Source organism: Methylobacterium sp. P5_C11 (assembly GCF_054049775.1).
Window position 1 is genome coordinate 11260 of sequence record NZ_JBFULS010000057.1, and the last position, 25974, is coordinate 37233.

A 25974-nucleotide genomic window follows, 5' to 3' on the forward strand; every position below is an offset into this window, starting at 1 on the left:
CGCGGCTCAGGATTCGTCGCCGGTGGCGCGGTACCAGTCGAGGATCTCGGCCCCCTGCATGACGGCCACGTCGCGGCGCGCCAGGATGGCGTCGAGCAGCCGCTCCAACAGGCCGATCCGGTGTGGGACGCCGGTGATGTACGGGTGGATCGCGAAGCCCATCACCTTGGCGCCCCCGAGGGGGCCGGGACCCGCGGCCTCGGCGGCAAGGCGGTCGAGATGGGCGAGCGCCCGCTCGACGAATTCGTCGGCCCGGTGGTGCTGGATGGCGAGCAGCGGGATGTCGTTCAGCTCGACCGAGTAGGGCAGCGCCACGAGCGGTCCGGTGCGCGTCGCCACCCGGCACGGGCGGTCGTCGACCACGAAGTCGCCGACGTATTCGAGGCCGGCCGCGTGCAGGTGGTCGGGAGTGTCGAGGGTCTCGGTGAGGCCGGGTCCGAGCCAACCCCGCGGCGGACGCCCGGTGACGTCGGCGATCGCCGCGACCGTGCGGGCGATCATCGCCGGCTGGTCCGTGATCCGGTGGGTCGGGACCTGCTGATAGCCGTGGGCCATGAACTCCCAGCCGGCCTCGTGTGCGGCCTGGGCGATGCGGGGATACGCGGTGCAGACCGAGCCGTTGATCGACAGGGTCGGGCGGAGGCCGCGGCTTTTGAACGCTTCGAGGAATCGCCAGAAGCCCACCCGCATGCCGTACTCGTGCCACGCCCAGTTGGGCAGGTCCGGAAGCAGGCTCGCCGCTGTCGGCGGCACCAGGATCTGGCGCGGCATGGGGTGGTCGATTAGCCAGTGCTCGACATTGACCACCGGCCAGACGGCGACGTGCCGGCCCCCGGGCAGCGCCAGGCGCGGCCGGTCGACGGCGGCGCGGTAGGCGAGGCGGTTCTCGGGTCGGCGGGTATCGTCGGGAGCGGTCTCCATCAGGCGGCCGCCCGCGGGGCGTGGTGGCTGTGGAGTTGCGCGGCCAGCATCCGGCGCAGGTCGTTGAAGGCCGGGCTCGACACGTCGCGCCGCCGCGTCAGGTCGACGGCGTGCACGGCCTCGATCCGGCCGGGACCGGGCGACATCATCACGATGCGGTCGGCCAGGAAGATCGCCTCCTCGATGGCGTGGGTCACGAACAGGATCGTCAGCCCGGTGCGCGACCAGAGGTCGAGCAGCTCGTCCTGCAGGCGCTCGCGGGTCATGGCGTCGAGCGCCCCGAAGGGCTCGTCCATCAGGACCACCTCGGCCTCGTTGGCGAGCACCCGGGCGATGGCGACCCGCTGCTTCATCCCGCCCGAGAGCTGGTGCGGATAAGCGTCGGCGAAGCTTTGGAGGCCGACCAACGCGATGTAGCGCTCGGCGATATCGCGGATCTCGGCGGCCGGGCGCCCCCGCGCCTTCGGGCCGAAACCGATATTGTCCCGCACGGTGAGCCACGGGAACAGGCCGTAATCCTGGAACACCATGCCCCGGCTCGGACCCGGGCCGGCGATCGGCTTGCCCCACATCAGCGCTTGGCCGGAACTCGGCGCCTCGAAGCCGGCGGCGACCCGCAGTAACGTCGACTTCCCGCAGCCAGAGGCGCCGAGCAGGCAGACGAACTCCCCGCGCGCGACGGTGAGGTTCGCCTCGCGCAGGGCCTCCGTGCGGCGCCCGCCCGCCGCGTAGGTCTTGGAGACCGAGCGCATGTCGAGGATCGGGATGGTGGGATCAGCCATGGTTCGGACTCCAGGCGAGCAGCCGGCGGCCGAGCTGCATGACCAGCCAGTCGGAGACGAAGCCCGCGACCCCGATCACCGCCATGCCGCAGATCACGATCTCGGTGCGCGAGAGCTGGCGCGCCTCCATGATGATCGCGCCGAGGCCGGTCTGGACGCCGGTCATCTCGCCGACCACGATCACCACCCAGGCGAAGCCGAGGCCGAGCCGGAGCCCGGTGAAGATCGACGGCAGGGCCGCCGGCAGCACCACCCGGACGAACTGCGTCGGCCCGGTGCAGCCCAGCATCGCCGCCGCCTCGAACAGGCGGGGCTCCACCGAGCGCACCCCGAACACCGTGTTGACCAGGATCGGGTAGAACGCCCCGAGGAACACGAGGAAGAAGGCCGAGCGCGGCCCGAGGCCGAACAGGATCATCGCCAGCGGCAGCCACGCGGTGACCGGAACGGGGCGCAGGACCTGCAGGACGGGATCGAGGAGCGCCCGGATCAGCGGGACACGGCCGATCAGCAGGCCGAGCGGCAGGGCGGTGGCGGCGGCCAGCGCGAAGCCGCCGTAGACTCGGCTCAACGAGGCCGCGAGATGGGTCCAGAGCGTGCCGCTGAAGGCGTCGTCGTTGACGCCGCCGACCGCGAGGTCCCGCAGTTCCGCCCAGACCTCGGCGGGGGGCGGGATCAGGCTGTAGGGCCGGCCCGCAGTGGTGACCTGCCAGAGCGCGAGCAGCAGAACCGGCACGATGCAGGCCAGCGCCAGCCGGCGCAGGCGGGCGAGCGCGAGGCCGGCCCTGTGCGCGGGCGCGGAGGCCGGCCCGAGCCCCGGCACCGGCAGGGCGCCGGCCTCGGCCCCGGTGCTCACGCCCGCCCCATCGCGTCGACGAAGCGGGTGTCGATGAAGCCGGGTTCGGGCAGACGCTTGATCTGCTTGAGGGCGAGCATGTGCTGCGCGTAGGCCCCGGCCTGCCGGACCTCGTCCGGCCCGAGGCGCCAGGTCAGCTCGACGTTCGGGGCCGAGCGTTCCAGCGCCTCGCGCTTCTGTCCGAGCTTGGCCACCGCCATGGCGATCATCGCGTCGCGGTCGCCGGCCGCGAACTCCGTGGCCTTGCGGTGGATCTCCAGCATGGTGCGGACGAGGTCGGGCCGCTCGGCGAGGGTGTCGCGGTGGGCGCCGAACACCATGTTGAGGGCGCCCATCTCAGTGCCGTAGGGGTACTCGACGAGCTGCCCCACGCCTGAGGCGAGGCTGACTCCGGGTCCCGGCTCGGCGCCCACGTAGGCGTCGATGTCGCCGCGGGCCAGCGCGATGTGCATCTCCGAGAAGGACACCCGCACGGGGGTGATGTCCTTCACCGACAGCCCCTCCATCCGCATCCGCTCCAGGACGAAGACCTCCTGGGTGCTGCCGGGCCAGATCGCCACCCGCTTGCCGCGCAGGTCCTTGATGGCGTGGATGTCCGAATCCTTCTTGGCGATCACCGCCATCCCGCGGTTGCAGGTCGAGGCGATGACCACAACCGGCTCGCCGGCGGCGGCCCCGAGCGTCGCGGCGGCGATGCCGAAGGTCCCGAAATCGACCGACTTGGTGACGACTGCGTTCTTGCACTCGGTGGGGCTCTCGAAGGGCACCACCTCCACGATCACGCCCGCGGGGGTGAATCGCTCGTAGAAGCTCGGCGCGATCGAGTGGATCAGCTTGAGCGAGCCCATCCGGATCGTGACCGGGGCGCCCTGGGCGCGGGCGCCGGACAAGGGGGCGATGAGGCCGGCCCCAAGGCCGGCCAAGAGGGTGCGGCGGCGGATCATCGAACGGCTCCAGCAGAGTCCCGATAGGCGCGAGGCTAGGCGCGGCCCCCGTTGCGAGGAAGTGCTAAATCTTGAGCGTGCCGTTGCATTTCAGGCAACACCCGCACAGGATACGGGTGTGAAGCATCTGCGCACCGTCACCTGCGTCGCCGAGATTGCCCGCGCCGGCTCGATCCGGCGCGCGGCGGAGCGGCTGAACCTGACGCCGTCGGCCTTGACCCGGCAGATCCAGGATCTCGAATACGAACTCGGCACGCCGATCTTCGAACGCCTGCCGCAGGGGATGCGCCTCAATGCGGCCGGCGAGCTGTTCGCCCGGCACATCCGCGATCAGGTCGCCGATCTCGACCGGGTGCGCTCGCAGATCGCCGACCTGTCGGGGGTGCGGCGGGGGCATGTGGCCCTGGCCTGCAGTCAGGCCTTCGTCACGCAGGTGGTGCCCGAGGAGGTCGAGGCCTACCGCGCCCGGTTTCCCCAGGTGGGCTTCACCGTGCGGGTCCGGGACCACGTGCAGGCGGTGACCGCGCTCGCGGCCTTCGAGGCCGACCTCGCCCTGATCCTGCAGCCGCCGGCCTCGGCGGAACTGCATCCGCTCTATTCCGGCCACCAGACCCTGTGCGCGCTGATGCGCAGGCACCACGCGCTGGCGGCGGAGAGCGGACCGGTGCGGCTGCGCGATTGCCTCGCCCACCCTCTGGCCCTGCCCGACCACTCGCTGGCCATCCGCCATCACATCGAGCACGCGCTGGCCCGGCGCGGTGTCGAATTGCGGCCTGCGGTCGAGTCGGGCTCGCTGGAATTCCTGCGCAACCTCACCCTGCGGGAGGACGTGGTCAGCCTGCAGATTCTCAGCGGCATCCCCGAGGATCCGCGCCTGCACAGCCGCCCGATCGATGCCCGCGACCTCACCCCGATGACGCTCGTGCTGGCGCAGCTGCGCGGACGCTCCCTGTCGGTGGCAGCCGCCAAGTTCGCCGATCAACTCGTGGCCCGGCTCAACCGGGAAGGGGCCTGACGGACACGGGGATCCGCTCCGCGGCCCCGTGCTCCGCCGGATTGCCCCGATGCAGACGCCCGAGCGGGCCGCGACCGCAGGCTTTTCGAGACGCCGTCGTGGGCGCCCTGTCACCGGGCCGGATCCTTCAACGTGTGGTTTACGTAACGCCTTGCGTCTCGCGGAAACTGCCGTTTACAGATTTGCCGACCAACGCGCGCCCCGGATCGAGGGCGCGCATGACGGCGCCGGCCTCCGGCACGGTCCCGTAGGGGAGGTTACCGCGTGACATTCGCCCGATACGGCGCAGCCCTGGCGCTGCTCTGCGGCTTCGGTTCCCTGTCGCCCCTCAGGGCCGACGAGTGCCCCAACCGCGGCCAGCTCGACGACGCCTATTGCGACGCCAACAGGGACCTCGTCGCCGACATCCCGGCCAAGACCCGCGACCCGAGCGTGATCGTCTTCGCCTACACGCCGGTGGAGGATCCAGCAGTCTACGAGAATTCGTTCAAGCCGTTCACGACCTACCTGAGCCAGTGCACGGGCAAGCGGGTCGTCTATTACCCCGTCCAGTCGAACTCGGCCGAGATCGAGGCGATGCGCTCCGGCCGGCTCACGGTGGCGGGCTTCTCGACCGGCCCCCTCGGCTTCGCCGTGAACATGGCCGGCGCGATCCCGTTCGCCGCCAAGGGCACCGAGAAGGGGCCTGAGGGCTACAACCTGATCGTCGTGGTGAAGGCGAGCAGCCCGTACAAGACGCTGGCCGACCTCAAGGGCAAGCGCGTTGCCCACACGGCGCCGTCGTCGAATTCCGGCAACCTCGCGCCCAAGGCGCTGTTCCCCGAGCAGGGGCTGAAGCCCGGCGAGGACTACAAGCTCCTCTACTCGGGCGGCCACGACAAGTCTGCGCTGGGCGTCGGAACCGGCGACTACGACGCCGCCCCAGTGGCCTCCGACGTATTCTACCGGATGGTCGCCCGCGGCACGATCAAGGGCGACGATTACCGGGTGATCTATACGAGCGAGAAATTCCCGACCTCGGGCTTCGCCTACGCCCACGATCTCAAGCCGGAACTCGCCGAGAAGCTGAAGCAGTGCTTCTACGATTTCCGCTTCCCGCCCGACATGGTGAAGGATTTCGAGGGCGACGACCGGTTCGCGCCGATCACCTACCTCAAGGACTGGGCGATCGTCCGCAAGGTCGCTGAGGACTCGGGCACCCCGTACAACAAGGTCGCCTACGAGCGCGAGGCCGCCCGCGAGGCCGAGGCCGCCCGCAAGAAGGCCGCGGGCGCGCCCAAGCCGTGACGCAGGCCGTGACGGCGGGGAGCGCGGCGCGCGCGTTGGCGGCCGGACCCGAGGGCGATCCCCGCGCGCTGGTGATCCGCGGGCTGACCAAGGCGTACCGGGCCGGCCAGCCGGTTCTGAAGGGCATCGACCTCGTGGTGCCCGGCCGCGGCCTCACGGCGATCATCGGACCGTCCGGAACCGGCAAGAGCACCCTGATCCGCTGCATCAACCGGCTCGTGCAGCCGACCTCGGGGGAGATCCTGTTCCGCGGCGAGGATCTCGCCCGGCTCTCCGGCCCCGCCCTGCGCCGGGCGCGGCGCCGGATCGGGATGGTGTTCCAAGAGTACAACCTCGTCGAGCGCCTCTCCGTGATGGAGAACCTGCTCTGCGGGCGGCTCGGCTACGTGCCGGCGTGGCGGGCGTGGCTGCGCCGCTTCCCCGAGGCCGACATCGACCGCGCCTTCGACCTCCTCGACGCGGTCGGCCTGTCGGGCTTCGCCACGCGCCGGGCCGACGCCCTGTCGGGCGGGCAGCGCCAGCGCGTCGGCATCGCCCGGGCGATCATGCAGGAGCCCGAGATCGTGCTCGCCGACGAGCCGACCTCGTCCCTCGACCCGAAGAGCTCCGTGGAGATCATGGAGATCCTGTCCCGGCTCGCGGCCGAGCGCGGCGTGCCGGTGGTGGTCAACATCCACAACGTGGCGCTCGCCCAGCGCTTCGCCGCCCGGATCGTCGGCATGTCGGGCGGGCACGTGGTCTATGACGGGCCGCCGGAGCGGCTGAGCGAGGCCGACCTGCGCGGCATCTACGGCGGCGAGAACTGGCTCGAATGAGCGTGCCCGCCCCTCCGGCCTCCCCGGACGCTTCCCCCGCCGCCGGCCGCGTCGCGTTCCGGCCCAACTGGACCGCCCGCGCCGGCTGGGCGCTCCTCGCCGCCTACGCGGTCTACGCGGCGACCCAGCTCGGCTTCTCGCCCGAGCGCTTCGCCGGCGGCATCGCCCACGGGCAGCAGTTCCTGGCGCGGATGTTCCCGCCGAACTTCTCCCGCTGGGAGCTGATCCAGTCGGGGATCCTCGAGAGCCTGCAGATCGCCGTGATCGCCACGGTGGTCGGCATCGCGGTCGCCCTGCCGATCGGCTTCCTGGCGGCCCGCAACCTGATGCCGCCCTGGGTGACGTGGCCGACCCGCATCCTGATCGCGCTCTGCCGGTCGTTCCACCCGATCATCGTGGCGATCCTGTTCGTGAAGGCGATCGGCTTCGGGGCGCTCGCGGGCGTCATGGCGCTGATCGTCGCCTCGGTGGGCTTCATCGCCAAGCTGTTCGCCGAGGCGATCGAGGAGATCTCCCTGAAGCAGGTCGAGGCGGTGCGGGCGACCGGCGCCGGCTTCCTGTCGACGCTGATCATGGGCGTGCAGCCGCAGGTGCTCCCGCGCTTCATCGGCTTCGCCACGTACCAGCTCGACTCCAACCTTCGGAACTCGACCATGGTGGGCATCGTCGGCGGCGGCGGCATCGGCGCGACGCTGTTCACCGCCTACCAGCGCTTCGACTTCGACGTGGTGCTGTCGATCCTGATCGTCATCGTCGCCCTGATCATGGTGGCCGAGATCGTCTCCGGCTGGGCCCGCAAGGTGTTCCAGTGAGCATCGCGCTCGCGCCCGCTTCCGGCGGCCCGCGCCGCTGGCAGCGCTTCCCCCTGTGGAAGCGGCTGGCGCGGCTCGCCTTCACGCTCTGCGCGGTGGCGGCCTTCGTGGCGAGCCTGCGCACCATCGAGGTCATCCCGGAATTCCTCTACGACGCCCCCGACCAGCTGGCCGACCTGTTCGGCCGGATGTGGCCGATGGATGCCGGCTATGTCGGGCCGACCCTGCGGGCGCTGGTGGAGACGCTCCACATCGCGACGCTCGGCACCCTGATCGCCATCGCGATCGCGGTGCCGATCGGGCTGATGGCGGCCCGCAACGTCACGCCCAACCGCGCGCTGAACCTGGTCGCCAAGTTCGTGTTCGTGACCTCGCGCTCGGTGAACTCCCTGGTCTGGGCGCTCTTGTTCGTGGCGGTGTTCGGGCCGGGGCCGCTGGCCGGGACCCTGGCGATCGCGCTCCGCTCCGTCGGCTTCACCGGCAAGCTGTTCGCCGAGGCGCTGGAGGAGGCCAATCGCGGCTCGATCGAGGCCCTGCAGGCCGCGGGTGCCGGGCGCCTCTCGACGCTGCTGCTCGGCTACTGGCCGCAGGTGAAGCCGGCCTTCTGGTCGATCGCGCTGTTCCGCTGGGACATCAACATCCGCGAATCCGCGGTGCTCGGGCTGGTCGGCGCGGGCGGCATCGGCGTCGCGCTCGATACCGCCCTGAACCTGCTCTACTGGGACCAGGTCGCCGTCGTACTCGCCGCGATCTTCGGCGTCGTCATCCTGGCCGAAATCGTCGTGACGGCGCTGCGCGCCCGAACGCTCTGAGGCGGGTTCCCGTCAGCGCCCCAGCGACATCCCCAGCGGCGGCTCCACCTCCGGCGGCAGCGGCGAGACGTAGCCCGCCGCGCCGACCCGGCGGGCGAGGTCCGCCTTCGCGGCGTCGCGCAGGGCCGCGTCGGTCACCGCCCGGGCGCCGGTGGCGGCCATGGCCTTGGCGACCTGCACCATCGCCTTGTGGGCCGCCGGACTCTTGCCCTGCGCCACCACCTGCCAGGTGTGGAACGGCGTGCCGATCGCCACCGTGGGCGCGTGGGCCTGGACGGTCGGCACCACCCAGCTCACGTCGCCGACATCCGTGGAGCCCACCGCCGGATTGCGCGGCGCGTCGAGGGGTACGAGGAAATCGGCGAGCGGCGCCTCCGTGCGGGGCATCCCGATGGCGCGGAACACGGCGTCGATGTCGCCGTCGGTGAGCGTCGCCCGGATCCTGCCGGCGAAGTCCCGGTCGGCCTCGTCGAAATGGGGCGGCCCGAGTTCCTCCATGACGCCGTGTAGCGCCCGCTCCAGGGGCTCGTTGCCCACGAGGTTCGACACCGCGCTGACGATCCGCACCTCGACCGCGGTCTCGGTCATCAGGGCGGCGCCCTGCGCGATCTTCTTCACCCGCTCGACCAGCGCCAGCATGCCCAGGAGGTCCCCGGCGCGGATCGAGTAGCGCACCGTCGCGCCGGCCTGGACGACGTTCGGGGCGATGCCGCCGGCGTCGAGATAGGCGTAGTGGACCCGCGCGTCGGACGGCATGTGCTCGCGCATGTAGTTCACGCCGACGCTCATCAGCTCGACGGCGTCCAGGGCCGAACGCCCGAGATGGGGCGCGGCCGCCGCGTGGGCGGTGCGCCCGGTGAAGACGAAGTCGACCCGGGTGTTGGCGAGGGCCACCGGCGGCGCCACCTCCCAGAAGCTGCCCGGATGCCAGGTGATCGCGATGTCGGTATCCGCGAAGGCGCCGGCGCGGACCATGAACGCCTTGGCGGCGCCGCCCTCCTCGGCGGGACAGCCGTAGTAGCGCACCCGGCCGGGGGTGCCGGTCTCGGCGAGCCAGTCCTTCAGGGCGGTGGCGGCCAGCAGCGCCGCCGAGCCGAGGAGGTTGTGGCCGCAGCCGTGGCCGTGGCCGCCTGCCTCCACCGGCCGGTGCGCGGCGACGCCCGCCTCCTGCGACAGACCCGGCAGGGCGTCGTACTCGCCGAGGAAGGCGATGACCGGACCGCCCTCTCCCGCCTCGCCCATCACCGCGGTGGGGATGCCGGCGACCGCCTCCGTGACCCGGAAGCCCTGGTGGCGCAGTTCGGCGACGTGCTCGGCGCAGGAGCGGGCTTCCGTGTAGCAGACCTCCGGCATGCCCCAGACGCGCTCGGACAGGGCGATCAGCCGCTCTGACTGTGCGTCGACTTGGCGCCACACGGCGTTGCGGTTGTCCATCGTGTCGTCTCCGAGAAGGTCGCGCGTCGCGTTCGCGCCATCATAGCGGGCTCCGCGCCGTCATCGCGAGCGCAGCGAGGTGACCCAGGGCTGCGCGCCCTCAGGAAGCGTGGCGCCGCTGGATTGCTTCGCTCCGCTCGCAAAGACGGATCGTCGCAAGCTCTCCGGCAGAACGCCGTGTCGAACGCCTCAGCATGCAGGGGCGAGGCCACGGGGTCGTCCGAATCGGATCTCAGTCAACACGTTTCGGTTGAACCGTCACTGGCCCGCCCCTTGCCATTGCGGCTCCCGCAATGATGCTGTGCCGCTCGCGGCGGTCAACGGGAATGCGTACATGGACGAGCGGGATCTGCGCGGCCTCATCGGTCGGGTGAAGGACGGCCGCCTGTCGCGGCGCGCCTTCGTGCAGCGGATGGTGGCTTTGGGCCTCTCCGCGCCCATGGCCGGGCTGATGCTCGCCGGGAACGGGGTGGCGATGGCGGCCGACCTGCGGGCCGGCTACAAGCCGACCAAGGCCGGCGGCGGCGGCGCGCTCAAGCTGCTCTGGTGGCAGGCGCCGACGCTGATCAACCCGCATTTCGCCGTCGGCACCAAGGACCAGGACGCCTCGCGGATCTTCTACGAGCCGCTCGCCGCCTGGGACGCGGACGGCAACCTCGCGCCGGTGCTGGCCGCCACGATCCCGTCCAAGGAGAACGGGGCGCTCGCCGCCGACGGCCGCTCGGTGGTCTGGACGCTCAAGCCCGGCGTGACGTGGCACGATGGCAAGCCGCTGACCGCCGAAGACCTCGTCTTCACCTGGGAATACGCCCGGGACCCCGCCACCGCGGCGGTGACGGCCGGCTCCTACAAGGATTGCAAGGTCGAGAAGATCGACGACCTGAGCGTCCGGGTGCTGTTCGACAAGCCCACGCCCTACTGGTGCGACGCCTTCGTGGGCATCGTCGGCATGGTGCTGCCCAAGCACCTGTTCGGCCCCTACAGCGGCGCCAAATCCCGGGACGCGCCGCAGAACCTCGCCCCCGTGGGCACCGGGCCGTACCGGTTCGTGGAGTTCCGGCCCGGCGACATCGTCCGCGGGGAGCGCAACCCGAACTACCACCTGCCGAACCGGCCCTACTTCGACACCGTCGAGATGAAGGGCGGCGGCGACGCGGTCTCGGCCGCCCGCGCCGTGCTCCAGACCGGCGAGTACGACTATGCCTGGAACATGCTGATCGAGGACGAGGTCCTGAAGCGCCTGGAGACCGGCGGCAAGGGCCGGGTCGACGTGGTCTACGGCGGCAAGCTCGAGTTCCTGCTGCTGAACGCCACCGACCCGAACGTCGAGGTCGACGGCGAGCGCTCCGCGATCAGCACGAAGCACCCCGCCTTCTCCGACCCGAAGGTGTGCCAGGCGATCAACCTCCTCGTCGACCGCAAGTCGATCGAGACCTACATCTACGGCCGCACCGGCAAGGCGACCGCCAACACGGTCAACGGCCCGGAGCGCTTCGTCTCGAAGGCCATGCAGTTCGCCTTCGACCCGGCACGCGCCAACGCGCTCCTCGACGAGGCCGGCTGGAAGAAGGGCTCCGACGGCATCCGCGCCAAGGACAGCAAGAAGCTCAAGCTGCTGTTCCAGACCTCGATCAACGCCCCGCGGCAGAAGACCCAGGCGATCATCAAGCAGGCCGCCGCCAAGGCCGGCATCGAGATCGAGCTGAAATCCGTGACCGGCTCGGTGTTCTTCTCCTCCGACCCGGCCAATCCCGACACCTGCACGCATTTCTACGCCGACATGGAGATGTATGCCTACAGCATGACGCAGGCCGATCCGGCGATCTGGCTGCTCATGTACGCGTCCTGGGAGGTGGCCCAGAAGGCCAACAAGTGGCAGGGCCGCAACGTCGCGCGCTGGCGCAACGACGCCTACGACGCGGCCTACAACGCCGCCCAGAGCGAACTCGACCCGGTCAAGCGGGCGGCGCTCCTCATCAGGTGCAACGACCTCGCGGTGTCCGAGAACGTGCTGCCGCTGATCCACCGCGCCGAGGTCTCGGCGGTCGGCGCCACGCTGAAGGCCCCCCGCAGCGGCTGGGACAACGACCTGTCGTTCCTGCCCGAATGGTACCGGGAGGCCTGAGCGGGAGCGCCGCGCCATGGGCGCCTACATCCTGCGACGCCTCCTGATCGCGATCCCGAGCCTGCTCGGCATCAGCCTGATCCTGTTCACCGTCCTGGCGCTCGCGCCGGGCGATCCGTTCGGCGAACTCGCCACCAACCCGAACGTGCCGCCCGAGGTCCGGGCGGCGCTCCGCGCCAAGTTTGGTCTCGATGACCCCATCCTGACCCGCTACCTGCACTGGCTCGTCGCCATGCTGCACGGGGACTGGGGGTTCTCCTTCGCCAGCCGGGTGAACGTCGACGCCCTGATCCTGCAGCGGCTGCCGACGACCCTGTTCGTGGTCGGCTCCTCACAGATCCTGGCGCTGCTGATCGCCGTGCCGGTGGGCCTCTACGCGGCGCGGCGCCCCTACTCGCTGGCCGATCAGGTCGCCAACACGCTGGCCTTCGTGGGCTTCTCCCTGCCGACCTTCTTCACCGGCCTGCTGTTCATCCTGCTGTTCTCGATCAAGCTCGGCTGGCTGCCGTTCGTCTACCAGGCCGACCTGCCGGGATCCGGCCTGCCCTGGATCTGGGCGAATGTCCGGCAGGCGATCATGCCGGTGGCGGTGCTGGGCTTCTTTCAGGCCGCCTCCTACACCCGATACGTGCGCGCCTCAGCGCTGGACGTCGCCCGCCTCGACTACGTCACCACGGCCCGCGCCAAGGGGCTGACCGAGGGCACGGTCACCCGCCGGCACATCGCCCGCAACGCCCTGATCCCGGTGGTGACGCTGGTCGCCCTCCAGATCCCAGCGGTGTTCGGCGGCGCCATCGTCACCGAGCAGATCTTCCGGATCCCCGGCATCGGCTCGCTGCTGATCGACGCCATGCTCGCCAACGACACGCCGGTGGTGATGGCCGTGACCTTCGTGTTCGCCGGCCTCGTCATCCTGTTCAACCTCGTCGCGGACCTGCTCTATGGCTGGCTCGACCCTCGCATCGCCCTCCGATGAGGCGCCTGCCCTCGCCCGCGCGCCCGCCTCGCCGGGGCGGGAGACGTGGCGGCGGTTCCGGCGCCACCGGCTTGCGCTCGCCAGCATCGGCGTCCTGGCGCTCCTCGTCGCCGGCGTGGTGTTCGGCGGCCTGCTCTGGCCGGTCGCCATCGACGACATCGACTTCGCGGCCCAGCTCCAGGGTCCGTCCTGGGACCACCCGTTCGGCACCGACGATCTCGGCCAGGATCTCCTCGCCCGGATGATCTACGGCGGCCGGATCTCCCTGGCGGTGGGTTTCGCCGCCATGGCGGTGGCGAGCCTGATCGGCGTGCTGGTGGGCGCCCTCGCCGGCATGTCGCGCCGGTTCCTCGACCCGGTGCTGATGTGGCTGACCGACCTGTTCCTGTCGCTGCCGCAGCTGCCGCTGCTGCTCCTCGTGATCTACCTGTTCCGCGACAGCCTGAAGGCCGTGTTCGGCAGCCAGGGCGGCGTGTTCCTGATGATCGTCGCGGTGATCGGCGGCCTGCGCTGGATGCCGGTGGCCCGGCTGGTGCGCGCGCAGTTCCTGACGCTGCGCGAGAAGGAATTCGTGGAGGCGGCTCGCTCGCAGGGGGCCACGACCGGGCACCTCGTGCGCCGCCACATCCTGCCGAACGCGCTGGGGCCGGTGATCGTGGCGGCCTCCATCGAGGTCTCGGCGGCGATCATCGCGGAATCGACGCTGTCCTTCCTGGGGCTCGGATTCCCGCCCGACATCCCGACCTGGGGGCGGCTGCTGTTCGACGCCAAGGACCATCTCGACGTCGCGCCGCACTGGGCGCTGTTCCCGGGGGGCGCGATCTTCCTGACGGTGCTGTCGATCAACTTCATCGGCGACGGCCTGCGGGACGCCCTCGACCCGCGCCGGGTGCTTTAGGGCATGCGGCCGGGCTCCGATGACTGCCGGCTTGCCGCGAACGCGCCCGCTCCCGCTCCCGCGGCGGGACATAACAACGTCAACGGCCGTTCCGGCACTGCGACTTCAGGATCACGCGCGGGTCCCCTCTCCCGTGCGGGAGAGGGACAGGGTGAGGGATCAGGTCTGTCCGGAGAAGGCGCGCCATCCAACCGCAACGATGGCCTGCCCGAGCCTGAAGCGTCTCGCCCCTCACCCCAACCCWCTCCCGCACGGGAGAGGGGGCGCGTCGCGCTCCGTCATCGGCGTCGGTGCGCGACGGAGAGGCAGGACCATCGTCGCGTCGGAGGACGAGGGGGAGGCTTGGCGTGGCCCCGCCGAACCCCGCTGGATCAGGAGTAAAGCCCATGCCGGATCCGATCCTCTCGGTCTCCGACCTCACCGTGTCCTTCCGCTCGGACGGGCGCTGGCGCGAGGTCGTGCACGGCATCTCGTTCGATGTCGGGCCCCGCGAGACCGTGGCGCTCGTCGGCGAATCCGGCTCGGGCAAGAGCGTCAGCGCCCTGTCGATCCTGCGCCTCCTGCCGCCGGACGCGAGCCGCATCGGCGGCCGCGTGCGCTTCGCGGGCCGCGAGCTGCTCGCCGCCCCCGAGGCCGAGATGCGGCGGGTGCGTGGCGATTCCATCGCCATGATCTTCCAGGAGCCGATGACCTCCCTGAACCCGGTGCTGACCATCGGCTTCCAGATCGCCGAGGCGCTGATCCGGCACCGGGGCCTGTCGCGGTCCGCCGCCGAGGCGGAGGCGATCCGGCTCCTCGACAAGGTCCGGATCCCGGCGGCCCGGTCGCGCCTGCACGAGTACCCGCACCGCTTCTCCGGCGGCATGCGCCAGCGGGTGATGATCGCCATGGCGCTGGCCTGCCGGCCGAAGCTCCTGATCGCCGACGAGCCCACCACGGCGCTTGATGTCACGATCCAGGCCCAGATCCTCGACCTGATCAAGAGCCTTCAGGATGAGGAAGGCATGTCGGTCCTGTTCATCACCCACGACATGGGCGTGGTCGCCGAGATCGCCGACCGCACCGTGGTGATGTATCGGGGCCGGGCCGTGGAGGCCGGGCCGACCGCGCGGATCTTCTCCGATCCTGCCGAGCCCTACACCCGGGCGCTGCTCGCCGCAGTCCCGCGCCTGGGTGCCATGACCGGGTTCTCGCGGCCGTTGCGGTTCCCCGTGGTCGACCGCGCCACCGGCGCGACGGCGCCGACGGTGGAGACCCCCGACACCGTCCAGGTCGCCGCGCGCCCGGTGCTGGAGGTGCGCGACCTGACCACGCGGTTCGAGATCCGCTCAGGACTCCTCGGCCGCGTGTCCGGCCGGGTTCACGCGGTGGAACGGGTCTCGTTCAGCCTCGCCGCCGGGGAGACTCTGGCGCTGGTCGGCGAATCCGGCTGCGGCAAGTCCACCACCGGGCGCTCGATCCTGCGCCTCGTCGAGCCGCTGTCGGGCTCGGTCCTGCTCGACGGCGAGGACGTCGCCGGACTCGACCCCAAGTCCCTGCGCGTCCGCCGGCAGAAGATGCAGATGATCTTCCAGGACCCGTTCGCCAGCCTCGATCCGCGCATGAGCGTCGGCGCGGCGGTGGCGGAACCCTTGCTGATCAACCGCCTCGCCATCCCCCGGGAGGCCCGGCGGCGGGCCGAGGATCTGCTCGCCCGGGTCGGCCTGAGCCCCGAGACGGCCGGGCGCTTCCCGCACGAGTTCTCCGGCGGCCAGCGCCAGCGCATCTGCATCGCCCGGGCGCTTGCCCTGAACCCCCGCCTGATCGTCGCCGACGAAGCGGTCTCGGCGCTGGACGTCTCGGTCAAGGCGCAGGTCGTGAACCTGATGCTCGACCTCCAGGCGGAATTCGGCCTCGCCTATCTGTTCATCTCCCACGACATGGCGGTGGTGGAGCGGGTGAGCCACCGGGTCGCCGTGATGTATCTCGGCGAGATCGTGGAGATCGGCCCCCGGGCTGCGGTCTTCGGCAATCCGCAGCACCCCTACACGAGGAAGCTGCTGGCCGCCGTGCCGGTCCCGGACCCGGCCCGACGGGGCGCGCGGCACGCCCTACCGGACGACGAGATCTGCAGCCCGATCCGGGCGCCCGACTACGTGGCGCCGGACCGGCTCTACCGGGAGGTCGCGCCCGGTCACGTCGTGCAGGTTTGGGACTCCGACCGGGTTGCGGATGCGCCGCGGGGTGCGGCGGCCTGATCGGCCTCGGCTCGGCACCGTCCCCACCTCGCCGCACCGAACGTAATGCTTGCGATCCTGCCCGATATACAGGCAGTCTTGCTCAGAAAGCGGTCAGTGCCGGTAAGAAATATTTGATTATTACCTACTAATGGAGGCGCTACACACGCGGTGTGCTGCCGCGACGAAGCGGACGAGAGGCTTCCGTGCGCGCAAGCGATTTCAGATCTTTCCACGAGGCGTCGAAGCGCAGTGGCGTGATCCTGTCGTTCGACGGAGATCTGTCCGAGAACATGATGTTCTCGCTGGGTGAGGTCCTCAAGATGCGCATGCGTCACGAGGACACCGATGCCGCGGTGGCCAAGCGCGTGTTCTCGATCTTCGTCGAGCAGGCGCAGAACGTGATCCGCTACTCCGCCGACAAGGTGGCGCCCGCCGAGGCGCCGGGTCCGGGCCGGGCCAGCGCCGGCATGATCGCGGTCGGCACCGAGGGCGGACGCTTCTTCGTGGTCTGCGGCAACGAGGTCGGCAAGACCGAGGTCCCGCGGCTGCGCGAGCGCCTCGACGAGATCTCCGGACTGTCGAGCGACGAACTCAGGAAGGTCTACCGCGAGAAGCTCCGCCAGCCGCCGGACGAGGGCAGCCTCGGCGGTAGCATCGGACTGATCGAGATCGCCCGCCGGTCGAGCGCGCCTGTCGAGTACGACTTCCAGGATCTGAGCGCGGAGCGCAGCCTGTTCTGCCTCAAGGCCTTTATCTGAGGACCGCACGGACATGGACCGCATCACGCTGACCAGGACCGAGCGATCGCCCGAGGTCGATTTCGATTTCGCGTCGGGGCGTCTCGTCCTGCGCGGCGAATCCTACCCGGAGGACGCGGCCGCGTTCTTCGGCCCGCTGCTGCAGGCCCTGCGCGGCCATCTCGCCGAGACCGAGGCGAGCCCGATCACCTTCGACGTCGCGCTCGCCTACTTCAACTCGTCCAGCGCCAAGGCGCTGATGAACCTGTTCATGCCCCTGGAGGATGCCGCCGCGGAGGGCCGCCCGGTGACGATCCGCTGGATGTTCAGCGCCGAGGACGACGTGATCCAGGAGGCTGGCGAGGACTTCGCGGCCGATTTCGCGCATGCGCGGTTCGAGATGATCCCGGGCGTCCCCGCGTGAGCGCGAAACAGGCGCCCGCCCCCGATCTCCTGTCCGAGCCGGCGGATGCGTTCAGCCTGTTCGACACCGAGGAGGCCGTCCTCGGCCGCTCCGAGGTGATGCTGGCCCGGCTCGCCGAGGTCGGCGACGGGGTGCGCGAACTCGCCGGCGCGTATCGGCGCAGCTACCACGAGCAGCGCCGGCTGGTGCGCTTGAGCGACCGCATGCAGCTCGACCTGCACCGCGCCAACCAGCGCCTGGCCGAGCAGCAGCGCACCCTGCGCCACCTCAACGATGCCCTTTCGGCGGAGATCGAGCACCGGGCGCGCCTCGAGGCCGAATTGCGTCGCCTCGCCGATACCGACCACCTGACCGACGCGCTCTCGCGCCGCCGCTTCCTGCAGGTCTGCGAGGACGCCTGGGCGCGAATCCAGTCCGTCGCGACGACGTCCAGCGTGCTGATGCTCGACCTCGACCGCTTCAAGCGGATCAACGACCGCTACGGTCACAGCGCGGGCGACCTCGTCCTCAAGGCCTTCGTCGAGACCTGCCGCGACTGTCTGCGCCCGGACGACGTGATCGGCCGCATGGGCGGCGAGGAATTCGCCATCCTCATCGCCGAGACCGCGCTGCCGGAGGCGCAGGCCGTCGCCGAGCAGCTCCGCCGGGCGGTGGCGCAGCGGCCGGTCCGCCTGGACCACGGGCTGCTTCCGATCTCGGTGAGCATCGGCCTCGCGGCGTTCGGGGCGAGCGAGTCGATGCCGGCGACGCTGCGTCGGGCCGATGCGGCGCTCTACGCGGCCAAGCATGCCGGCCGCGACTGCGTCCGCTGTGCGGCGGAGGCCGGCGACCACGCGGATCCGTCCGAGACTGGCTCGATCCTGAGCTGACCCGCCGCGGACGGCCCGCGCCCATCGGGTCCTCCCGGGCGCGGCTTCGCGCCCCGGGGCAGCGCGAGGCCCGGCGGCTTTCGCCTCCGGATCGCGCCGCCGACCGGAATCGTCCTGACACGGAGTGATGTCGCGTGAGTGGACCTGACACCGCGATCGACCCGCCGCAGCGCGCCGCGGGCCTCCGGGGCGCCCGGCCCCTCCGGACCGGTGACGCCCTGGCGAAGCTCGGCTTCGCCGACATCGACCCCGTCCCGGCGGCCGGTGCGTCAGGGCGCGCGGGCGGGCTGCGCGGTGCCGGTCCGATCCGCCGGGGCGATCCCCTGTCGAAGCGCGGGTTCGCCAACGTTCTGGCGGCGGGCACACCGGCGGCCGAGCTGATGAAGCCCGGCGCCCTGCGGGGGGCGGCTCGGGGCCGCGACCTCGACAGCCTGCCCCATACCTTGTTCCTGCGCATCTACCCGGTGATCGGCGCACTCCTGCTGCTGACGCAGCTCGGGATCGCGTGGGTGAACTACACCGACCAGCTCCGCCTCTACGACGGCCGGGCGCAACTCCTCGCCCGGATGACCGCCGCCGCGATCGCGCGGCCGGACTGGGCTCGCAGCGCGGAGGCCTATGGCGGGCCGCTCAAGGCCCTGGGCGCCGAGCCCGCCTTCCGCCATGCCATCCTGCGCGACGCCGAGGGCCACAGCGTGGCGACGGCCGGGACGCCGCCGTCGGGCCGGGGCTGGTCCAACGTCTCGGCCACGGCCGACCTGTCGGTGCCGGGCCTTCCCCGCCCGGCGGGGAGCCTGACGGTGACGTTCTCAACCCAGGACTTGCGGGACAACGCCGCGTGGCAGGTGATGCTCGCCCTCGGCGCCAGCATCGGGCTGATGATCGCCTTCGTGATCACGCTGCACGTCACCGTGCGCCGCCACGTCATGGCGCCACTGATGCGGCTGCTGCTGGCCATGCGCGAGATCGAGCACAAGCGCTGGACGACCGTGGACCTCGGCGGCGCTTACCGGCCCAGCAACGAGATCGACGTCATCAGCCAGGCCTTCAACCGCATGGTCGACGGGTTGCGGAGCGGCGACGCGGCCAAGCAGCTCCTCGTCGAGCTTGAACTCGCCCACGACAAGCTGGAGCGCGCCAACCGGCAGGTGATCGAGAGCATCGGCTACGCGCGGCGCATCCAGGATTCGGTGCTGCCGGACCGGAACGCCCTCGCAGGGGCCGGGATCGAGGTCGCGGTGCTCTGGGAACCGCTCCACGTGGTCGGCGGCGATTATTTCTGGCTGGAGGAGATCGACGGTCTCAGCGTCGTCGCGGTGGCGGACTGCACCGGCCACGGGGTGCCCGGCGCCTTCCTGACGCTGATCGTCGCCACGGCCCTCGACCGGCTCCTGCACGAGCGCGGCCTGCGCTCGCCGGCGGCGATCCTGGCGGCCCTCGACACCATGGTGCGCACGCAGCTCCGCCAGGACGGGCGCGGCGCCGAATCGGATGACGGTCTCGATTGCGGCATCTGCGTCTGGGATCGGGCGACCGGCGCCCTGCGCTTCGCCGGCGCCGGCCTGTCCCTCACGGTGATCCGGGACGGCGTGGCCGAGCGCGTCCGCGGCCACCGGCGGGGCCTCGGCTACCCGCGCACCGGCCGCGAGACGACCCCGGAGGACGTCGTCGTGCCCGTTGCCGGCGCGACGTTCTACCTGATGACGGACGGCATCACAGACCAGATGGGCCGGGTGGCGCCCGACCGGAGCCCGCGGCTCCTCGGCCCGCGCGGCGTGGCCGACAGCCTCCTGCGCCACGCGGATCAACCGCTCGCCGCCCAGGCCGCCGCCCTTGAGGCCTATCTCGATGCCTATCGCGGCGCCGAGGCCCGGCGGGACGACATGACCCTGGTGGCGTTCCGGTTTCCACCGGACACGGCGGCGATGCCCGCGGTCTGACCCCTCCCCTCACCCCGGCGCCACGCGTCCGATGCCGGCCGCGCATCAATCGATCCAAGAATGACGTTGGACAGGGCCTTCGCCCTGCGCCACGCTGGTGCAGCGATTCAAACGGAAGCGTCGGCGACGTTTCGAAAAGTCGATGCCTCGCCAGAGACCTCAGGCTCATGCGCAGGAACGCGGTGGCTGCGTCTGAGCATGAGGGACCGGCAACGGGATAGCTGTCGCGAGCGGCACGGTTCCGTCGCCGCCTCCGATCCGCGCCCAAGATCCGCGTCCATGCGCGGGAGGAACCCTGGAGGAAGCCTTGGCTCAGGACGCCGTCACCGGGATCCGCCTGCGGTCCGTCTCCCTGCCCCTGAAGACCCCGATCAGCGACGCCAAGGTGCTCACCGGCCGGCAGAAGCCGATGACCGAGATCGCGATCCTGTTCTGCGAGGTCGAGAGCCGGGAGGGCCATCGCGGCCTCGGGATCAGCTATTCCAAGCGCGCCGGCGGCCCGGGCCAGTTCGCCCATGCTCGCGAGATCGCCCCGGCGCTCCTCGGGGCGGATCCGAGCGACATCGCCAAGGCCTGGGACACGCTCGCCTGGGCCGGCGCCTCCGCCGGCCGCAGCGGCCTCGCCGTCCAGGCGATCGGCGCCTTCGACGTGGCCTTGTGGGACCTCAAGGCGCGGCGGGCGGGCCTGTCGCTCGCCAAGCTCCTCGGAGCGCAGCGCGACTCGGTGCGCTGCTACAACACCTCGGGCGGCTTCCTGCACACGCCGCTGGAGGAGTTGCTGATCAACACCGACCGCTCCCGGGGGAAGGGCATCGGCGGCATCAAGCTGAAGGTGGGCCAGCCGGACTGGGCCGAGGACATCCGCCGGGTCTCGCGGGTGCGCGAGCACCTGGGTGACGCCTTCCCGCTCATGGTCGACGCCAACCAGCAATGGGACCGGCCGACCGCCATGCGGATGGGCCGGACCTTCGAGCGCTTCAACCTGATCTGGATCGAGGAGCCCCTCGACTGCCTGGACACCGCCGGGCACGCGGCGTTGGCCGCCGCCCTCGACACGCCGATCGCCACCGGCGAGATGCTGACGAGCGTCGCCGAGCACTGGGACTTCATCCGCCAGAACGGCGCCGATTTCCTGATGCCCGACGCGCCGCGGGTCGGCGGCATCACGCCGTTCCTGAAGGTGGCGGCGCTCGCCGAGTTCGCCGGGCTGACGATCGCGCCGCACTTCTCGATGGAGCTGCACATCCACCTCGCCGCCGCGCTGCAGCGGGAGCCCTGGGTGGAGCATTTCGAGTGGCTGGAGCCGCTGTTCAACGAGCGGCTGGAGTTGGAGGACGGCCGCATGCGGGTGCCGACCCGGCCGGGCCTCGGTCTCTCCCTGAGCGAGCAGGCGCTCGCCTGGACGCGCGAGACCGCCGGATTCGGCAGCCTCGGCTGAGCGGGCGCGAGAAAGGCGGCGGCGCAGGCTCGGACGGGCGGCAGCGTCGGCATCAGCCCGCCCCGACAGCCTTCGGTCCTCGGAGAGATTGTGGTTCACGGGCGTGGCGCCCGGCGCCGTCAGCAGCTTGGCGTCGGCGCGGAACCGAAGCCGGCCTGCGGGAGCCGCGCGCTGTTCCTAACGCGAGATCAGAAGCCGGCCGACCACGGTTCCGGTCGAATCACGCACGACGAGCGTCCATGGGCTGTCCCGATCGGAGACGCCCAGACCATCCGCCATCTCGTCGATCACGCTGCGGGCCTCCTCAAGAGCCTCGGCCGCATCCTCGGCCTCCACGCCCTGCTCGTCGCGGATCGTCTCCTTGCCGTTCTCGACATCGAAATAGAAGCGGATGGGCACGCATCTCCTCCCTGATTGCTGCCCTCGGGAGGGCCCCTGCATACTGCCTACGTAGTTCGCCTAAGTCCGACAATGCTCAGTAGGAGACATAAACCTTAACAAAACTCAAAACTGCTTTCGCACGTCGCGTTGCAATAATGTCGAGATTTCGGCCAAATAATCCATTATAGGTATCGCCGATCACCCTTTCGACCCCGCGGCGATGGCGGCGCGCGGTGACTGGCCTCAGGGGGTTCGAGATGACAGCCTCCGGCGATTCGGAACGCGGTAAAAAATCCGCCCCCGCGGCGGACAGGAAACAGAAATTGCGCCTGCACGTCCGATCGGTCCTGGCCCGGTGCAGCACCGCTCAAGGTCCGTCCCCCAGCCAGGACACGAAGACCGAGACACGTTGAGCGGTGACCGCGGCCGGGCCGCCGGATGCGATCGCACGTGGCCGCGGCTGCCCCTACGCCCTTTGAGCATCGGATAGGCCGATCACGTTCGTGAGAGGCTCGCGCATCGCGGCCGCGGACAGGACGGCGTGGCGAAGGTCTGGCGGTCGAGGGAATCGGCGCGGCTGGCTGATCGCGCAGACCTGCCGAATCGCCTCGGACGATGCCAACCACCCGAGCCCGCGCGATGGGCGCCGCCCCTGCCCCGATCCGCGGCTGCATGGGACGCCGCGATCAGCGCGGGACAACTTTACCGCGCTCACGGCAATGCCTGATCCGCAGGATCGGGGCCTGTCACCCGAGGCCGGGTCCTGCGGATCGGGAGGCCTACCTCCAACGGCGGAGCCGGTCTCGCCGAAAGCGGACGGGCCGTTCAGCGGCGGCCGGCGAGGAGGGCGACCAGGCCGGCGCAGACGGCGGCTCCGGCCTGCGCCGCCAGCAGCGCGACCGGAATTCCCTGCGGAAGGGCCAACGCGAACCCGATTGTTCCCCCAATCAGTGCGGCGAAGACCAGCACGATCAGCAACGACTTACCTCCATTGATGGATCGCCGGCCGTCTTGTTGCCGAACCTGTCGCGCGCTCAGTGTCGTCGCAAGGGTTCCGCTTGCGATCGACGCCCCTTCGGACCGGCTGACCGCCGCCGAAGCCGGCTGCGTCGACGCCGGCCGGGCCAGCCGGGCGCACACTCCGCCCCGCAGGTTCCGACCCCGTCTCGCCCCGAGTCAAGGAGCCGACATGTTGCGCCCGGCTGGGACCCCGACACCGATCGAGCCGTCGACGCCACAGGACATGGTCGAGACGATCAACGAGGCGTTGGTCAAGACCTTGCCGGCCACGGCGCATGCCGGCCCGGGCCTGAAGGCAAGCTGGGCGACGAAGCGCGCCCTCGACGCCGCCACGGCCCTGACGGCCCTGTTTCTGCTGCTGCCGCTGCTGCTGTTCATCGCCCTCTTGATCTGGGGAAGCGATGGCCGATCGCCGATCTTCCGCCACAAGCGTCTCGGCCGGCACGGGCGCCCCTTCGGCTGCCTGAAGTTCCGGTCCATGGTGCCGAACGGTGACGCGGTGCTGGCACGGCACCTCGACGAAAACCCCGAGGCTCGGGCCGAGTGGGAGGCGTCGCACAAGCTCACCCACGATCCGCGCGTGACCGCGCTGGGTCAGGTCTTGCGGAAGACCTCCCTCGACGAGCTGCCGCAGCTCTGGAACGTCCTGTGCGGGGAGATGAGCCTCGTCGGACCCCGGCCGATCGTGCAGGCCGAAGTCGTCCGGTACGGGGCGGATTTCACGACCTGCTTCTCCGTCCCCCCGGGGCTGACCGGCCTGTGGCAGGTCTCGGGACGCAGCGACACGGGCTACGCCGAGCGCGTCGCCCTGGATTGCGCCTATGTCAACCAGTGGACCCTCACCCGCGACCTCGGCATCCTGCTCAAGACGGTGCCGGCCGTGTTGAGTCAGCGCGGCAGTCGCTAGCGCCATGCCGGTGCGATCGCGCCGTGATGCCCGCGCCCGCCGCGGACCGCACCGATGAAGGGCCTGATGCTCAATGCTCTGCTGGGCCTCATGTTGGGACGTTTCGGTTCGGTCTGGCGCCTGCTGGTCTTCGTCCCGATCGTGATGGCCGAAGTCACCTATGGTCTCTGCGTCCATCATCTCAGCGCCAGCGCCTGCCTGCGGCGCGGCACGGCCCTGCTGATCTGCGGCCAGCTCGCCTTTCTGCTCGGCGCGCTGCTGCGGCCCCTGACCGACCACCGATGATCTGGGCAGCTGCCACACCCTCGGCGTGTCAGCCCGGCTCGTCCTCGGCGATGGGCGCGTCCGCACAGAGGCGCCAGAATTCCAAGAACCCGGCGGCGTACAGGGCGATGACCACACTCGACCAATGCATCGTGTCACCCCGGCCACAGATCACAGGGGGTGCTAGCGCGGAGATCCTAAGATTCCGTGCTCCGGTCAGGCCGGCCCGCATCCGTCGGGAGCCGGCCGACCCTGGGTCTGCGGCGCAGGGGGCGATCCGCAGCGACAGCCCACCGGTCGAGCCGCCCCGACCGACCGGTGGGTCCGGAACATCGTTGAGCGGCGGTGGATCGCACCATGAGGTCACAGAACGGGACGGTCCGGTGATGCGCCGATCCAGTATCGCCCTCAACCCAACCCACATCCACCGATGAGCGCGGCCCGCCGTGTCCGGAGCCGGTCATCGAATCGCCCCCTCTCGCCACACCCCGACGGTCAAATGTCTGCAGACCGACCGATTTACCGCGCCCGAATTGGAATACTGCGAACATCCACGGTCGTTGGATCGACCCGAGACTTGTCCGTCCCTTTTGAATGCGGCCACCCCGAATGGATGACGCTGATGCGCCTTTGAACCGCTGTTTCATCTGACAACCCGGTGGCTGCTCCATGCGCGCAAATCAATCGACTCCCTCCATTGACGGCTCGGCTCAGATACGGGCGGCGAAGGGCGCGAGCTGGCTCATTGCAGGCAAGTTCTCAGCGAAAATCATGGACGCCCTTGTCCTGGTCGTTCTCGCGAGACTGCTTGGCCCGACCGATTTCGGCTTGGTCGCTCTGGCGATGAGCTTTGTCGTCATTTCCGAAGCGATATTGGAAATCCCGGTCAGCCAGGCGCTCCTGATTGTTCCGGATTTGACAGAAGAGCATTTGAATACCGCCTTTACCCTCGGCTTCATCAGAGCGATGATCATCGTCGTAACAATTGCGATCCTCTCGTATCCCCTGGCGCATTTCACTGGTGAGCCGCGGCTGACAAATCTCTTGATCATCCTCGCCTTTGCGCCGGCCATCCGGGGAATTGCGAGCCCGAGATTGATTGTTTACATCAAGGACCTGGATTTTCGACGCGACTTCGCCGCTGAGGTGACGGGGAAATTCGTCGGCGGCATGCTCGCGGTTACGATTGCCTTTACCTTCAGGACATACTGGGCGCTGGCGGCGGCGACATTGGCAAGTCCTGCCGCGATGACGGTTACATCTTACCTTATTGCGCCCCATCGGCCGCGCTTGACGCTTGCCAAATGGAATGTCTTCTCGCACTTCGTGAGCTGGAGCTTTTTTACACAATTATTCATAGCCTTGAGCTGGCAATGCGACCGAGTCCTGCTCGGCCGATACGTCGCCGCCGCCGATCTCGGGCGGTATACGATTTGCAACGACATGACCAACCTGCCGCATCAGGCGCTGATTTTGCCGATCACGCGGCCGCTGGCGACCGTTATCTATACGAAATCAGGAGATTTACAGGGGCTTCAAGCGTCGTATCTTCTTGCGTCATCGGTCATCGCGACATTCATCGCACCAATCTACGTCGGATTGTTTTTCCTGGCCGGGCCAGCGATTCAGGTGATGCTGGGGCAGAATTGGGATGGCGCCGACCACATAGCTGCTGTCCTGGCTCTGGCATTCCTGCCGGGACTGCCGGCGGGTCCGTGGCGAGCCGTGGCGCTTGCACGCGAGAAATCCCACTGGTTGACCGCAGCAGCACTTGCGGAACTAGGGGTGCGATTGCCCCTGACTTGGTACATGGTCTCAGCCCATGGCGCTGAGGGCGCTGCGTGGACCCGGGTCATCGTGAGCGTCATGCTCTGCGGCATAGCGATCATCTGCATCAAAAGACTGATCGCAATAAGCATTTTCCGACAGATCTACGCCGTCATCCGTCCGGCGATCGCCGCTTCCGTGATGGCCATGGTCGTCTGGCCTCTGTCAGTCCACTTGATGAATGCGCCATCGAAACTATTCTTGAGCCTAGAATTGGCGTCGGTCGTCTTAATCGGCGGCGTCGTATACGTATCGGTACTTTTTCTGACTT

Annotated in this window: 24 protein-coding genes; 17 read left to right on the forward strand and 7 right to left on the reverse strand. The window is 69.8% G+C overall.

Features of this window, described 5'->3' with window-relative positions:
• Window positions 1-6: 6 nt before the first annotated feature.
• Genes ACXJKQ_RS22905 through ACXJKQ_RS22920 form a run of 4 tightly spaced genes read right to left on the reverse strand, consistent with a single transcriptional unit; the run spans window position 7 to window position 3503 of the window.
• Window positions 7-921: a polysaccharide deacetylase family protein gene (locus ACXJKQ_RS22905; protein WP_457107997.1), complete on the reverse strand. Its 915-nt coding sequence runs from the start codon at window positions 919-921 to the stop codon at window positions 7-9.
• Entirely contained in the window at window positions 921-1703 is a 783-nt protein-coding gene (locus ACXJKQ_RS22910; protein WP_457107998.1) for an ABC transporter ATP-binding protein, read from the reverse strand. The genes ACXJKQ_RS22905 and ACXJKQ_RS22910 overlap by 1 nt, the downstream gene beginning before the upstream one ends.
• A complete protein-coding gene (locus tag ACXJKQ_RS22915) occupies window positions 1696-2559 on the reverse strand; it encodes an ABC transporter permease (protein ID WP_457107999.1) in 864 nt (287 codons plus the stop codon). Before ACXJKQ_RS22915 ends, ACXJKQ_RS22910 begins: the two co-directional genes overlap by 8 nt.
• Window positions 2556-3503, reverse strand: a complete 948-nt coding sequence (locus tag ACXJKQ_RS22920) for an ABC transporter substrate-binding protein (RefSeq protein ID WP_457108000.1) — start codon at window positions 3501-3503, stop codon at window positions 2556-2558. Before ACXJKQ_RS22920 ends, ACXJKQ_RS22915 begins: the two co-directional genes overlap by 4 nt.
• A gap of 118 nt (window positions 3504-3621) precedes the next feature.
• Here ACXJKQ_RS22920 and ACXJKQ_RS22925 point away from each other — a divergent pair, with 118 nt between their 5' ends.
• The 5 genes from ACXJKQ_RS22925 (at window position 3622) to phnE (ACXJKQ_RS22945) (ending at window position 8244) form a co-directional block, all read left to right on the forward strand.
• Window positions 3622-4518 carry a LysR family transcriptional regulator gene (locus ACXJKQ_RS22925; RefSeq protein WP_457108001.1) on the forward strand — a complete coding sequence of 299 codons (897 nt, stop codon included), beginning with the start codon at window positions 3622-3624 and terminating at the stop codon, window positions 4516-4518.
• 264 nt (window positions 4519-4782) lie between these two features.
• A complete protein-coding gene (gene phnD / locus ACXJKQ_RS22930) occupies window positions 4783-5805 on the forward strand; it encodes a phosphate/phosphite/phosphonate ABC transporter substrate-binding protein (protein ID WP_457108002.1) in 1023 nt (340 codons plus the stop codon).
• An 8-nt stretch (window positions 5806-5813) separates the two neighbouring features.
• Entirely contained in the window at window positions 5814-6620 is an 807-nt protein-coding gene (gene phnC / locus ACXJKQ_RS22935) for a phosphonate ABC transporter ATP-binding protein (protein WP_457108003.1), read from the forward strand.
• Complete coding sequence (phnE, locus tag ACXJKQ_RS22940) at window positions 6617-7432, forward strand: phosphonate ABC transporter, permease protein PhnE (RefSeq protein ID WP_457108004.1); 816 nt, start codon at window positions 6617-6619, stop codon at window positions 7430-7432. Before phnC ends, phnE (ACXJKQ_RS22940) begins: the two co-directional genes overlap by 4 nt.
• Window positions 7429-8244 (forward strand): phosphonate ABC transporter, permease protein PhnE, encoded by an 816-nt coding sequence (gene phnE / locus ACXJKQ_RS22945; protein ID WP_457108005.1) that lies wholly within the window; start codon window positions 7429-7431, stop codon window positions 8242-8244. The genes phnE (ACXJKQ_RS22940) and phnE (ACXJKQ_RS22945) overlap by 4 nt, the downstream gene beginning before the upstream one ends.
• 12 nt (window positions 8245-8256) lie before the next feature.
• On the opposite strand, the gene ACXJKQ_RS22950 is transcribed toward phnE (ACXJKQ_RS22945), so the two are convergent.
• Window positions 8257-9678, reverse strand: coding sequence for a M20 family metallopeptidase (locus ACXJKQ_RS22950; RefSeq protein WP_457108006.1), 1422 nt, complete (start codon window positions 9676-9678; stop codon window positions 8257-8259).
• 334 nt (window positions 9679-10012) lie between these two features.
• Here ACXJKQ_RS22950 and ACXJKQ_RS22955 point away from each other — a divergent pair, with 334 nt between their 5' ends.
• The 9 genes from ACXJKQ_RS22955 to ACXJKQ_RS22995 all read left to right on the forward strand — a co-directional run bounded on the left by ACXJKQ_RS22955 (window position 10013) and on the right by ACXJKQ_RS22995 (window position 21304).
• Complete coding sequence (locus tag ACXJKQ_RS22955; protein WP_457108007.1) at window positions 10013-11803, forward strand: peptide ABC transporter substrate-binding protein; 1791 nt, start codon at window positions 10013-10015, stop codon at window positions 11801-11803.
• A 16-nt stretch (window positions 11804-11819) separates the two neighbouring features.
• Window positions 11820-12779 carry an ABC transporter permease gene (locus tag ACXJKQ_RS22960; protein ID WP_457108008.1) on the forward strand — a complete coding sequence of 320 codons (960 nt, stop codon included), beginning with the start codon at window positions 11820-11822 and terminating at the stop codon, window positions 12777-12779.
• On the forward strand, window positions 12745-13677 hold the full coding sequence (locus ACXJKQ_RS22965; RefSeq protein ID WP_457108009.1) for an ABC transporter permease: 933 nt from the start codon (window positions 12745-12747) through the stop codon (window positions 13675-13677). The genes ACXJKQ_RS22960 and ACXJKQ_RS22965 overlap by 35 nt, the downstream gene beginning before the upstream one ends.
• Before the next feature lie 386 nt (window positions 13678-14063).
• Window positions 14064-15914: an ABC transporter ATP-binding protein gene (locus ACXJKQ_RS22970; RefSeq protein ID WP_457108010.1), complete on the forward strand. Its 1851-nt coding sequence runs from the start codon at window positions 14064-14066 to the stop codon at window positions 15912-15914.
• Window positions 15915-16099: 185 nt separating this feature from the next.
• Window positions 16100-16654 carry a SiaB family protein kinase gene (locus ACXJKQ_RS22975; protein ID WP_457108011.1) on the forward strand — a complete coding sequence of 185 codons (555 nt, stop codon included), beginning with the start codon at window positions 16100-16102 and terminating at the stop codon, window positions 16652-16654.
• Between the two features lie 13 nt (window positions 16655-16667).
• Window positions 16668-17057 (forward strand): DUF1987 domain-containing protein, encoded by a 390-nt coding sequence (locus ACXJKQ_RS22980; protein ID WP_457108012.1) that lies wholly within the window; start codon window positions 16668-16670, stop codon window positions 17055-17057.
• Entirely contained in the window at window positions 17054-17926 is an 873-nt protein-coding gene (locus tag ACXJKQ_RS22985; protein WP_457108013.1) for a GGDEF domain-containing protein, read from the forward strand. The genes ACXJKQ_RS22980 and ACXJKQ_RS22985 overlap by 4 nt, the downstream gene beginning before the upstream one ends.
• 134 nt (window positions 17927-18060) lie before the next feature.
• A complete protein-coding gene (locus ACXJKQ_RS22990; protein WP_457108014.1) occupies window positions 18061-19866 on the forward strand; it encodes a SpoIIE family protein phosphatase in 1806 nt (601 codons plus the stop codon).
• A 307-nt stretch (window positions 19867-20173) separates the two neighbouring features.
• Window positions 20174-21304, forward strand: a complete 1131-nt coding sequence (locus ACXJKQ_RS22995) for an L-talarate/galactarate dehydratase (protein WP_457108015.1) — start codon at window positions 20174-20176, stop codon at window positions 21302-21304.
• Between the two features lie 177 nt (window positions 21305-21481).
• Here the strand turns inward: ACXJKQ_RS22995 and ACXJKQ_RS23000 are convergent, their stop codons facing one another.
• A complete protein-coding gene (locus ACXJKQ_RS23000; protein WP_457108016.1) occupies window positions 21482-21703 on the reverse strand; it encodes a DUF6894 family protein in 222 nt (73 codons plus the stop codon).
• Window positions 21704-22510: 807 nt separating this feature from the next.
• Window positions 22511-22663, reverse strand: a complete 153-nt coding sequence (locus ACXJKQ_RS23005) for a hypothetical protein (RefSeq protein ID WP_457108020.1) — start codon at window positions 22661-22663, stop codon at window positions 22511-22513.
• Between the two features lie 211 nt (window positions 22664-22874).
• Here ACXJKQ_RS23005 and ACXJKQ_RS23010 point away from each other — a divergent pair, with 211 nt between their 5' ends.
• The 3 genes from ACXJKQ_RS23010 to ACXJKQ_RS23020 form a co-directional block, all read left to right on the forward strand.
• Complete coding sequence (locus ACXJKQ_RS23010; RefSeq protein WP_457108017.1) at window positions 22875-23612, forward strand: sugar transferase; 738 nt, start codon at window positions 22875-22877, stop codon at window positions 23610-23612.
• Window positions 23613-23666: 54 nt separating this feature from the next.
• A complete protein-coding gene (locus tag ACXJKQ_RS23015; protein WP_457108018.1) occupies window positions 23667-23897 on the forward strand; it encodes a hypothetical protein in 231 nt (76 codons plus the stop codon).
• A 648-nt stretch (window positions 23898-24545) separates the two neighbouring features.
• A partial coding sequence (locus tag ACXJKQ_RS23020; protein ID WP_457108019.1) for an oligosaccharide flippase family protein occupies window positions 24546-25974 on the forward strand: 1429 nt, incomplete at its 3' end.

Excerpts from the sequence above, each read along its gene's own strand:
- ACXJKQ_RS22905 (WP_457107997.1), bottom strand. The coding sequence starts at position 921 with ATGGAGACCGCTCCCGACGATACCCGCCGACCCGAGAACCGCCTCGCC.
- ACXJKQ_RS22910 (WP_457107998.1), bottom strand. The coding sequence starts at position 1,703 with ATGGCTGATCCCACCATCCCGATCCTCGACATGCGCTCGGTCTCCAAG.
- ACXJKQ_RS22920 (WP_457108000.1), bottom strand. The coding sequence starts at position 3,503 with ATGATCCGCCGCCGCACCCTCTTGGCCGGCCTTGGGGCCGGCCTCATC.
- phnE (WP_457108004.1), top strand. The coding sequence starts at position 6,617 with ATGAGCGTGCCCGCCCCTCCGGCCTCCCCGGACGCTTCCCCCGCCGCC.
- ACXJKQ_RS22950 (WP_457108006.1), bottom strand. The coding sequence starts at position 9,678 with ATGGACAACCGCAACGCCGTGTGGCGCCAAGTCGACGCACAGTCAGAG.
- ACXJKQ_RS22955 (WP_457108007.1), top strand. The coding sequence starts at position 10,013 with ATGGACGAGCGGGATCTGCGCGGCCTCATCGGTCGGGTGAAGGACGGC.
- ACXJKQ_RS22960 (WP_457108008.1), top strand. The coding sequence starts at position 11,820 with ATGGGCGCCTACATCCTGCGACGCCTCCTGATCGCGATCCCGAGCCTG.
- ACXJKQ_RS22965 (WP_457108009.1), top strand. The coding sequence starts at position 12,745 with ATGGCTGGCTCGACCCTCGCATCGCCCTCCGATGAGGCGCCTGCCCTC.
- ACXJKQ_RS22970 (WP_457108010.1), top strand. The coding sequence starts at position 14,064 with ATGCCGGATCCGATCCTCTCGGTCTCCGACCTCACCGTGTCCTTCCGC.
- ACXJKQ_RS22980 (WP_457108012.1), top strand. The coding sequence starts at position 16,668 with ATGGACCGCATCACGCTGACCAGGACCGAGCGATCGCCCGAGGTCGAT.
- ACXJKQ_RS23010 (WP_457108017.1), top strand. The coding sequence starts at position 22,875 with ATGTTGCGCCCGGCTGGGACCCCGACACCGATCGAGCCGTCGACGCCA.
- ACXJKQ_RS23015 (WP_457108018.1), top strand. The coding sequence starts at position 23,667 with ATGAAGGGCCTGATGCTCAATGCTCTGCTGGGCCTCATGTTGGGACGT.